We start from the raw sequence: 12,871 nt of genomic DNA on the forward strand, positions 1-12,871 counted from the left end.
GCACCCGACGCCGGCACCACATACCCAACCAAGCTGTCACCCGACTTGGAGTCAGAGTGCATCACGACGACGGCGTCGTTTACGTTCTCATGCGTGAGCAGGGCTGATTCGATCTCACCCAGTTCGATCCGCTGACCACGCAACTTCACCTGGAAATCACTACGGCCGATGTACTCCAGCTCCCCCGATTTGGTCCATCGAACCAAATCTCCGGTGCGGTACAACCTGGCGCCGGCTGATCCGAATGGATCGGCGACAAATCGCAGCGCCGTCATAGCAGGCTCACCGTGATATGCACGAGCCACCTGCGGTCCACCCAAATACAGTTCACCGGCCACACCCACCGGCACTGGCGCCAACCGGCCGTCAAGCACAACAGTGGACGCGTTAGCGACGGGCGTACCGATCGGGACGACCACCGCCTCAGGAGTCGCCTCCCAAGCTGTTACCACCTCGACCTCGGCAGGCCCGTACCAGTTGTGCAGGCTCGCCGAGGCGTACCCGCTGAATCGGCGTACGGTGTCGGCGCTCAACGCCTCTCCTGCGACAAAGACTCGACGCACCGATTCCGGCAGCGGCGCGGGCACCGCGGACATGAATGCGCTCAACATCGACGGAACGAAATGCACCGTCGTGACCCGCTCTTGAGCGATGGTTTTCGCAAGATAATCTGCGTCCCGGTGTCCATCGGGAACCGCGATGACCAGTTTCGCGCCAGTTTGGAGAGTCCAGAACAATTCCCAGACCGAAATGTCGAAGGTGATCGGCGTTTTGTGCAGTACCACATCCGAGCAATCAAGCCTGTAGGTCGCCTGAGCCCACACCAACTGGTTCACCGTTGCGCTGTGTGTAATGGCAACGCCCTTGGGTCGACCTGTCGAACCTGAAGTGAAGATCAGATACGCCGTGTTTTGCGATCGCAAAGGCGAATTGCGTTCAGAGTCGGCAATCCGGCGAGATGGGAACCCGTCCAAGTTCAGAGCCTCGACAGTCACCATCCGTCGACCCGTCGACGCGAACTGATCGCGAGCGGTAGTCAGAATCAGTACCGGATCCGCCGCCTCTACGACGTACTCGGTGCGTTCTGCTGGATGATCTGGATCGATAGGAACGTAGGCGCCCCCAGCCTTCAGAACGGCGTAGATCGCAACCACGAGGTCAATGCTCCGACGCATCGCCACACCGACCAACTGCTCAGGTCCGACTCCTTCGGAAATGAGGTGACGCGCGAGTTGATTGACCTTGGCATCGAACTCCGCATACGTAAGTTCAATTGCGTCCATGGCCAACGCGACAGAGTTAGGCGTCCGCGCAACCTGCTCGTCGAACAACGAGACCAGCGTCGCATTGTCCGAGCACAAAGATCCGGCCGAAACAGCTTGTGCCAGTACCTGTTCACTCTCGCTCTGTGAGAGTACGGGAATATCACCCACCAGTACGTCCGGAGTTGCGGACACTGTGCTCAGAATTCGCAACAGACGATCGACGAATTCCAGCACCGTTGATTCGTCGAACAGGTCGGTTGCGTAGTTGAACGACCCGTGTATCCCTGAGGGTTCTCCAGACTCGCTGATGACCTCGGACAGAGTGATCTGAAGGTCGTATTTCGCCGTTCCCGAGTCCGCTTCGATCCCGGAAATCGTGAGTTCTGGCAACACGAACTGCGTTTGCGCAAAGTTCTGGAACACCAACAAAACCTGGAACAGCGGTGAGTGCGCAGTAGAACGCACGGGGTCGATCTCATCCACCAACCACTCGAACGGCACATCCGCATTGGCAAACGCCGATAGATCGATTTCACGCACCTGCTCCAGGAACGAACCGAATCCCTCCGACGCTTCGACGTTCGTGCGTAAGACCAGCGTGTTGACGAACATACCAATCAGATCGTCGAGTTCGGCCTCCCCGCGTCCTGCGACAGGAGTACCAAGCACCACGTCCGTGGAACTGCTCAGTCTGGACATCAAAACAGCCACAGCCGCGTGAATGACCATAAAGACAGTGACGTTGTGACCCTCTGCAAGCCTCGACAAGTCTGAATGAAGGCGTGCATCGATCGTGAAATTGACTGTCGCTCCGCGTAACGACTGAATCGCGGGCCTTGCACGATCCAAGGGGAGATTCAAAACGGGGGGGACGTCAGCCAACTGAGTTCGCCAATACGCAATTTGCTTCGACGCGATCGAGTCCGGGTCACCATCTGAGCCCAACATCTCGCGTTGCCACAACGCATAGTCCGCGTACTGCACTCCGAGAGGTGCCCACCCCGGAACCACCCCCCGAGATCGGGCCTCATACGCGACCATGACATCGCGCCCGAGTGGCCCGACTGAGGAACCGTCTCCGGCAACGTGGTGGATCACGACAACCAACACGTAGTCGCCAGAGCCAAGGCTGAACAGTTTCGCTCGAACGGGGACCTCAGCACCGACGTCGAATCCCTGTCCGACAACCTCTGCTACGCGCAGCATTACAGACTCGGCGTCGACCTCGACTGGACTCAAGTCCAGCACGACCTCTTCGGGTGGAACAATTACCTGCATTGGTCCATCTGGATCGCTTGGGTACAACGTTCTGAGCGACTCGTGCCGTGCCAGGACATCGGAAACAGCAGCTTTCAGCCCCGCCACGTCCAGCTTCCCTGAAAGCCGGATCGCGAGAGGGACATTGTAGACCGGCGACTCTGGGTCGAGTTGGTTCAGAAACCACATCCGTTGCTGTGCAAGGGACAACGGCACCCGCTCCGGACGCACCCGAGCAGTCAACGCCGCCCGAGCACCCGAACCGATCTTGGTCTGAACCCGGGCAGCCACGCGCTCGACCGAGGACACCTCGAACAGCACCCGTACCGGAACCTGCGTATCGAGCGCCTGCCCAAGTCGGGCAACCATCCGAGTCGCAATCAGCGAATTGCCACCCAAAGCAAAGAAATCATCATCAAGCCCGACCCGATCCACACCCAACACCTCGGCGAAAACCGAGGCAACCGACTCCTCCACCGGAGTCACCGGAGCCCGGAACGCCGCAGCCTCGAACACCGGCTTCGGCAACAGCTTCCGATCCAACTTCCCCGAAGCATTCAGCGGGAACGCATCCAACACCATGATCTGCGACGGCACCATATACGACGGCAACACCGACCCCAACGAATCCACAAGCGCCGCAACATCAACCACCGCTCCCGACGTCGGCACCACATACCCCACCAACTGATCACCGGTCTTGGTCGACACCACCGCCACCGACGACACCGACACCGACACATCGGCCACCAGGGCCGACTCGATCTCCCCCAACTCGATCCGCTGACCCCGGAACTTCACCTGGAAATCAGTGCGCCCGATGTACTCGAGCTCCCCCGACCAGCCCCACCGCACCAAGTCCCCCGTGCGGTACATCCGATCGCCGACACTGCCATGAGTGAACGGATTCGCGACGAAGCGATCCGCCGACAAATCCGGACGAGAAACATACCCACGAGCCAACTGATCACCCGCAAGATACAACTCTCCCGCAACACCCGCCGGCACCGGACGCAATCGCGAATCCAAGACGAAAACCTGCGAATTCCACTGCGGCACACCAATAGAAGCCACACCACCGTGGACAGCATCCGTCACATCCGCGAACGTGATCGACACCGCGGCCTCGGTCGGACCATACAAGTTGTGAACCCGCGCGCTTGAAACAACACCGAAATCGCGCACCGTCTGCGCCGGCAACGCCTCACCGATGACGAACACATCACGTAGCGAATCCAACTGGCTGGCAGAGACTTCCCCCGCGAACACCGACAGCATCGTCGGCACGAAGTCCGTCACCGTCACGCGCTGATCAGCGATCACCGACGCCAAATACCCCGGATCCCGATGACCGTCATGAGTGGCCACCACCAACCGAGCACCCACCGCCAACGGCAGGAAGAACCCCCACAAAGACACGTCGAACGTCGTCGCAGTCTTCTGCAGATACACATCCGACCCGGTCAGAACATACTGCCCCTGCATCCACGCCATCTGATTGACGATCGCCGCATGCGAAACCGCCACACCCTTCGGCTTCCCCGTCGACCCCGACGTGAAAATCACATACGCAGCATTCGAAACACGCAACGGCGCAACACGATCCACATCAGAAACAGGCGCATCCGAGAATCCGGACACGTCCAGCTCGTCTATCAACACCACATCGAATTTACTCGGCAACACCACACCGTCACCAGCAGTGGACAACACACAGACCGGTGCCGCGGTCTCGAGAATATGACCATTGCGCTCGACCGGATGATCCGGATCCAACGGCACATACGCCCCACCCGCAGCAACCACTGCATACATACCAACCACAAGGTCAACCGACCGGCGCATCGCCAACGCCACCAACGACTCCGGCCCCACGCCCACCGAAATCAGATACCGTGCAAGACGGTTCACCCGAGACCCGAACTCCGCATACGTCAGAGACTGCCCCTCGAACACCACCGCCACCGCATCCGGCGTCGCCGCCACCTGCGCAACAAACCCGTCGAGCAACAAAGCACCAACAGTCAACTCGTGAACAGTGTCATTGACCGCCACCAGCACCTGCGAACGCTCGCCCTCACCGAGCAACTCCACATCCCCGACAACCGAATCAGGCTCCGCCACCATTGCTTCCAGAACACGCACCAACCGCTCCGCAAACGAAACAACTGTCGACGCGTCGAACAGATCCGTCGCATACGTCAACGACATCGGCATCCCCACACCGACGCCGTCCTCCTCCAACGGCGTCACCGTCAACTGCAGATCGAACTTCGCGATCTCGACACCGGCGTCGAAACCGGCAATCGACAGTCCCGGCAACTCCACGACATCCTGCGCCATGTTCTGAAAGAACAACGCAACCTGGAACAACGGATGATGGGCCTGCGACCGCGCCGGATCAAGCACTTCCACCAAACGCTCGAACGGCACGTCCTCGTTGCCGAACGCCCCGAGATCGACCTCACGAACCCGACCCAATAACGCCGAGAAAGACTCCGAAGAATCCACCTCGGTCCGCAACACCAACGTATTGACGAACATACCAATCAGATCGTCCAGCTCCGGCTCACCCCGCCCTGCGATCGGAGAGCCCACCACAACGTCGTCACTACCGCTCAGCCGCGCCAACAACACCGCCAACGCCGCATGCACCACCATGAACAACGACACATTACGATCAAGCGCCAACTGCTCGAGCGCTCGATGTAACCGCGCGTCTATCGAAAACTGGTAACTCGCACCCTGATTGGATGCCACCAACGGCCGCGGGCGATCCGCCGGCAGCTCGATCCGCTCCGGCAACCCCGCCAACACCGACGTCCAATACCCCAACTGCTCAGACATCAACGACGACGGATCACCCTCGGACCCCAACACCTCACGCTGCCACAACGCGTAATCCGCATACTGCACCGCCAACGGCGCCCACCCCGGAACCTGTCCACCCGCACGCGCCACATACGCCATCGACACATCACGCACCAACGGACCCATCGACACACCGTCAGCAGCGATATGGTGAATCACCAACGCCAACACAAACTCCGACGAACCCGTCTGGAACAATCGAACCCGTAATGGCACCTCGACCGTGACATCGAACCCCTCTGCCACCACTGGCGTCAGCACACCGAGCAAGTCGGCCGCGTCGACAGTTTCGGGCAATACAGTTTCCACGAATTCGTCCACCGGAAGTACTTGTTGGAACCCGATGCCCTCGAATTCCGGATAGACGGTCCGCAACACCTCGTGCCGCGCAACAACATCCGACAGCGCTGCGGACAGTGCCGAAACATCGACGGCACCGGACAACCGCAACACGATCGGAATGTTGTTCACACCAGACACAGAGTCGAATCTCGACAAGAACCACATCCGCGACTGTGCAAGGGAAAGAGGTATCCGCTCCGGACGAGAGCGAGGGGCCAAGGCAATTCGCACACGCCCCGCTGAATCTGACAAAACAGATGCAAGACCGGAGACTGTCGAGTACTCGAAGAGCGTTTTGACCTGAACCCGCACATCGAAAGCCGCACTGAGACGCCCGGCCAATTTCGCAGCAATCAACGAGTTGCCGCCGAGTTCGAAGAAGTCGTCGTCAGCGCCGACTCGGTCCACCCCCAAGAGTTCTTCGAATATGCGCGCGACCACGACCTCACCATCGGAGGATGGCGCTACAAACTCTCGGGCCTCGAATACGGGATCAGGAAGTGCTGCTGAATCCAGCTTTCCTACTGGCGTCAAGGGAATCTCGTCGATGACAACGACAGCCGCCGGAATCATGTGACGGGGAAGATCCGTCTTGACCACAGCCAGGACGTCATCCCCGGACAGCACGGCTCCAACTGCAGGAAGCACATAAGAGATGAGAGCCGTTTCACCGCTGGGCAACACTCGCCCGAGCGTTGTCACGAACTCGACCCGTTCGTCGAGTGCGATGACCGCGTCGATTTCAGTCAACTCGATGCGGAAGCCACGGATCTTGACCTGGGAATCGGACCGTCCGACGTATTCGACGCTACGATCGCCGGCAGCACTTTCCGTCCACCGCACCACGTCCCCCGTACGGTACATTCGTTCACCCTGTGCCCCAAAGGGATTCGCGATGAATCGATCGGCCGTCATACCTGCCAAATTGTGGTATCCGCGCGCAACCTGCGGCCCTGCAAGATAGAGCTCACCCGTAGTCCCCGTCGGTACAGGCTGCAAGCGGGCATCCAATACCAAAGACGCTGCACCACGAATCGGACCACCGATCGTGACGGGATCACCCGCGCCGAGTTCCGTCATGTTCGTGACGATCGTCATCTCGGTCGGGCCGTACGCGTTGACAAAGTGGCGTCCGGGCGCCCACTTCGCGACCAACTCGGGCGGACACGCTTCACCCGCGACCACGACGACAGCAACATCGTCGAGTCCAGATGGATCCACCGATGCGAGCACCGAAGGAGTAGCGCCGACATGCGTCACTCGCTCTGTCTTGATCAGCTCGGCTAGCTCGGGCCCACCGTAGATGCTCGATGGGGCAATCACCATGACGGCGCCAGCCCCGATCGTCTCGAGTAGTTCGAAGATCGATACGTCGAAGCTTGGAGTCGTGAAGTGCAAAACCCGCGAATTGCCGTCGAGCGACAGCATGCGAATTTGCTCTCGCTGCAGGACGGCTAGCCCCGAATGCGAAACAACAACACCCTTGGGTCGCCCTGTGGAGCCGGATGTGTAGATGACGTACGCGGCGTGCTGCTCACGCAGTGTCCTTACCCGCTCGTCATACGTCACTGGCGCGCCGGAGACAGCGGCCAACGACTCGACAGTGTCCGAAGCATCGATCGAGATCCACCCGACCGAGTCGGTTAACCCGGCGCGTGCACCCTTAGTGGTCAACCCGACCGAAACTCCAGAATCGCTGATCATGTAGGCCACGCGATCGGCTGGATAGTTCGGATCCACCGGGACGAAGGCGGCGCCGGACTTGGCGACTGCCCACAGTGCCAGAACGGACTCGATGGACCGCGGTATCGAAATTGCAACCCGATCCTCTGGCCCCATGCCGCCGGCGATCAACAATCTCGCCAAACGAGACGATTGCTCGTCCAACTCTGCGTATGACAGCGAACGTCCTTCGAACCGCAACGCCTCCCGCTCGGGCCCCAGCTCGACGGCCGCCGCCAGCAGTTGCGGAAGCAACGAGGTGCTGGCACGACGGCCGCGTGCCGGACGCTCTCGACGTGCCTTGCGAGCTACCGAAGTCCCTGGCGTCACACCATCGGAGCTCATGCGGTCACGACCTGCACTCGAACGGCATGCTGGAGGAACACGTGCTGCGTCAAGACAATTTCACCTTCGCTTTGGTACTGCAGTTCGATCAGTATTCGCAGGAATCCGATCACTTCCGAGGTTCTACCCTTGACCTGGGCAAATCGCGTTCGACGTCCCGGTAAAGCCCCAATAGTTGATCGGACACACCGAACCATTGTTACAGCTGTCGCGGAGTGGACATCATCGGACTGTTCGGGATATGGGAGTCCATCAACTTCGTGAACGGCGGCGTCAGCTCAGAGTCCACGTCGCGGGATCACACGCCAGGCGTAGATCTGGCAAAGCTCCTTCGACAACACCTGTGAAGACGTCTGTCGGACCAACCGCGTGCGAAACCCACTCCTCTGCAAGTAGCTCCTGTACCTCTGCGTCCTTCGCCGCTTCCGAGTACAGCAGTACGACGCCACCGACCGCTCCGCCAAGCAGAATAGTCAGAATCGATGTTTCGTCTTCCTCGGGACCGAAGTACATCAAACGCGATTCATAGTCGACATCGTGCTTCTGCGACATCGCGTCCAACTTCGCTGCGAGCTCTCCATGGGTGATCTGGCCAGGGTGCGAACCGGCAACCACGACCGCGATGTCGTCCGCGCTCAGCGGACGAAGCCGGTCCGTGTAGTTCACGGAACGACTCGAGTACGACGCCACCAACTCGATAACATCTGGCTGGTCCAAGTCGAGGCTCGTGTCCAGCGGTACGTCAGATTCGGCCTCACCCGAAATCAACGCCAAGGCCACACTCGGAGCCGTTTCTGTCCCACGTGCTGCTCCTGTAGCTCCTACCAGAGCTGCCGCGCCGGCTTTGGACAGCGCCCAGGCCGCCACCACCAGTTCGATGCCACGCAATCCTGTGATCCCCACCGTGTCGCCCGGACCGATCCCAAGATTGATCAGGTGGCGAGCGAGGCGAGATGATCGTGCATCGACCTCGTGGTAAGTCATTTCCTCCTCATCGCACACGACTGCGACAGCATCAGGATCAGCCTCTACGGAATTTGCCAATCGCTGTGGCACGAGTCGGCCCGTCGGAGCGCCAACGGCCGGGGGCGGCGTTGTGTCCACGGAGCCGAGGACTTCTGCTCGTTCGGAGTCGGTGAGCAGTTCGATGTCACCAATCGGACGTGAAGGATCCGAGGAGACCCGATCTAGAACGCGGACGAAGCGCTCGACATGTGCGTCGGCGGTTGCTTGGTCGAAAAGGTCCGCAGCGAAAACCAAATGGCCGAGCAACCCTCCCGTTACCGGATCTGAACTGAGATTGAGTTGGAGGTCGAACTTCGCAGTCGCCTCCACACCCTCGACAGCCGTGATCTTCAAATCCGGCAGACTGAACGAGGCTCCTGCCATCGGTTCGACCGACAGTGCAACCTGGAAGAGCTCGCTCGCTGACGCCGACAAGGCGCCGGTTACTTCCTCGAACGGGATGTCTCCGTTCGCAAATGCCTCGAGATCGACGTTTCGGACGAGCGAGACCAAGTCGCCGAATCCCGCTCCGAGATCCGGAGCGGTCCTGAGTGCAAGCGTGTTGACGAACATTCCGACTATGTCGTCCAGTTGCTGCTCACCTCGCCCGGCCACTACCGTTCCGATCGCGAAATCTCGGCTTCCACTCAACCGTGCGATGAGTACTGCAAGCGCAGCGTGCACAACCATGAACAATGTGGCGTTGTGTTCGCGCGCAATCTCGTTGAGCCGCGCCGCCGTCTCCGCGTTGACGGAGAACTCCGAGACACCGGCACGTGCAGACATCTGCGCGGGTCGCTGACGGTCGGAAGGCAATCCGGGCGTCGACGACACACCGTCCAACGTCCGGCGCCAGAAGTCGAGTTGCCGTGCAGCCTGTGAGCCGACCTCGCCAGCGCTACCGAGTACTTCGCGCTGCCAGATCGCGAAGTCCGCGTACTGAACAGTCAACGGCGTCCACGACGGCGCGGTGCCGCGCACGCGAGCCTCGTAGGCGACCATCATGTCTCGGGCAAGAGGTCCCATCGATTCACCGTCAGCGGCGATGTGATGAGCGACCAAGACGAATATGAAGTCTGCCGGGCCCAACTCGAGCAACCCAGTGCGTACAGGTACCTCCTGAGCTACGTCGAATCCGGTCGTCACCAACTCCACGACGCGATTGAACGCCGCGGCCTCGTCGTCCACCTGAATCGTTTCGAGAGGCGAAAGGAGTTCGTCGATCGCGACGATTTTCTGAACCGGCCCTTCGATGTCACTCGGGTAGCTGGTCCGGAGCGACTCATGTCGAACCAAAACGTCGTGAAGAGCCTGGCGCAAAGCCGCGACATCCAAGTTCCCTGTCAATCGCAGAGCCAACGGAATGTTGTATGCCGCAGAACCGGGATCCATCTGGTTTACCAACCACATTCGCTGCTGGGCCAAGGACAGAGGAAGACGTTCTGGACGTTCCCGCGCCTCCAACTCCATCCTCGCACCGGAACCTGCGGTCTTTTGGACTACTACAGCCAAACCTTCCACTGTCGAGTTCTCGAACAGCACGCGCACCGGGACCTGCGCATCGAGTGCCTGCCCCAATCTTGCTGCCAACCTGGTAGCGATCAACGAATTACCACCCAGTGCAAAGAAATCGTCATCCAGACCGACCCGCTCCGTGCCCAACACATCTCCGAACACCGACGCAACAATTTCCTGCACCGCTGTGACCGGCGCCCGAAACTCTGCTGCCTCGAATACCGGTGACGGGAGAGCCTTTCGATCCAATTTGCCCGACGCATTGAGTGGAAGCTCGTCGAGGACAAGAACCTTCGAGGGCACCATGTACGTCGGAAGCACGGCCCGGGCAGACTCCAGAACTTCCGACGCATCTACTGCAGTTCCCACGACATACCCGACCAGGCTGTCGCCGAACGTCGCATCGCTGTGCAGGACGACCACCGCATCTGAAACCGCCTCGTGCGAGATCAGAGCAGATTCGATCTCGCCGAGTTCGATACGCTGCCCCCGCAGTTTGACCTGGAAATCCGATCGGCCGATGTACTCGAGCTCGCCCCGACCGTTCCACCTGACGAGGTCGCCGGTTCGATACAACCTGCTGCCGCCATCTGAGGCGCCCCTTTCCCCGCCCGCAAAGGGGTTGGCGACGAAACGCTCCGCCGTCAACGCCGCTCGGTTTCCGTATCCGCGACCGACACCGACACCACCGACATACAACTCGCCGATCACGCCCGGCGGCACCATACCCAACGACCGATCCAGAACGAACAGATCCATGTTCGGCACCGGTGCACCGATCGGAACGCTGACGGTGTCATGCGCAGTCACCGCGTGGAACGAGACCACGTCCGACGCTTCCGTCGGGCCGTAACTGTTCACCACGCGTACTCCGCCTGACAACAAACTGCCAAGACGATTAAGCCGGATCGACTCGCCTCCAAGGAACACAACATCGAGAACGCTCAAAGCAGACTCCTCGTCGGAATCCACCACGGCTTCGAACGCGCTCGGCGACATGTTCGCCACTGCAACGTCACCGTGCCCGACGCGAGCAACGATCGCATCCGGATCGAAACCGTCCGAGGCAAGCACTACGCTCCGACCGCTGCTCAACGCTGCCCAGACGTTCTTCTGCGTCAAGTCGAAACTCGGTGACGACGCGATCAATAGACCACCAGTTTCGGGCAACTCGCTGCGGTACCAGGCCACCGTGTTCTCGATGCCGGCCATCGGCACCAACGTCGGCTTCGGACGACCCGTCGAACCGGATGTCGAAATGACATACCCCAGGCGGTCCCCCGCACCGAGTTCACGCCATCGATCCGTCGGCCTCTCCACCATCGGCGAATCGCGCATGATGCTGTCGAGGACGATCACGTCCACCGCCAGATCGAGAGTCGTCGTACTCACCGCGCATCGGGCACCGGTGTCGGCGATTATCGCTTCGATCCGATCCTGTGGGTACGACGGATCGATCGGCCCGTACGCAGCACCCGCCTTCCACGCCGCCAACATACCTACGACCCACTCGACCGACCTCGGCACGATCAACGCGACGACGTCATCCGGACCGACGCCGGCCGCCGTCAATCGCTCGGCCACCACGTTTGCGTAGGCGTCGAGCTGCCCATAGGTCAGCGCCTCGCCATCGCACTCGACGGCAAGAGAATCAGGCGTCCGCCCAACCTGTTCTTCGAACATCGCAGTCAAGGACGCGCCTGCCAACGCTGTGCGCCCACCAGCGGACCAGCTGAGAAGGTTGCTGCGCTCAGCAGCGGTAAGTACGTCGATATCACCCAACCGAACTGACGGATCAACAGTGATCTCAGCAAGGATGCGCCCGAACCTGCAGGCAAAGCCTGCCACCGTCGACTCGTCGAACAGATCCGTCGCGTACGTGAACTGCGCCGCCATCCCCGCCGGGGCACCCGCCTCGTCGAACTGCTCGACCATGGTCAGCTGCAGATCGAACTTGGCCGCCACCGTGTTGGCGTCGATTCCCGCAACTGTCAGATCGCCAAGTCGAAGCACCGACTGCTCCATGTTCTGGAACGACAGCATCACCTGGAACAACGGATTACGCGCCTGCGACCGCGCCGGATTGAGCACCTCCACCAACCGCTCGAACGGCAGATCTACGTGCGCAAACGCACCCAGATCGCCCTCACGAACCCGACCCAACAACCCCGAGAACGACTCCGAAGAATCCACCTCGGTCCGCAACACCAACGTATTGACGAACATCCCGATCAAATCATCGAGAACCTGCTCACCACGACCCGCCACCGGAGTACCGATCGCAATATCAGACGTCCCCGACAACCGCGACAACAACACCGCCAACGCCGCATGCACCACCATGAACAAGGACGAATTCGACTCACGGCAATTTTTTTCAAAGAATGATGCTCTGGCGCGTCGATAACGAAAGCGTGTTTGGCGCCACGATTGGACGCCACCGCCGGCCGCGGACGATCAGCCGGCAAATCCAACTGATCCGGCAACCCCGCCAACGCCGACTCCCAGAACCCGATCTGACGCGAAATCAACGACGACGGATCATCTTC

2 protein-coding genes and 1 pseudogene are annotated in these 12,871 nt (G+C 60.2%); all 3 read right to left on the reverse strand.

Going from position 1 to position 12,871, the window contains the following annotated elements; genetic code table 11:
• Nucleotides 1–7,802 (reverse strand): non-ribosomal peptide synthetase (locus ATN37_RS32160; RefSeq protein ID WP_218696107.1); only part of this gene is annotated, 7,802 nt, incomplete at its 3' end.
• A 273-nt stretch (nucleotides 7,803–8,075) separates the two neighbouring features.
• Nucleotides 8,076–12,005, reverse strand: a complete 3,930-nt coding sequence (locus tag ATN37_RS32165; RefSeq protein ID WP_256933613.1) for an amino acid adenylation domain-containing protein — start codon at nucleotides 12,003–12,005, stop codon at nucleotides 8,076–8,078.
• 111 nt (nucleotides 12,006–12,116) lie between these two features.
• A pseudogene (locus ATN37_RS32875) lies at nucleotides 12,117–12,686 on the reverse strand (condensation domain-containing protein); the annotation flags it as partial.
• Nucleotides 12,687–12,871: the final 185 nt, after the last annotated feature.

It is taken from the genome of Rhodococcus sp. MH15 (assembly GCF_019266045.1).
GTDB lineage: Bacteria > Actinomycetota > Actinomycetes > Mycobacteriales > Mycobacteriaceae > Rhodococcus_F > Rhodococcus_F qingshengii.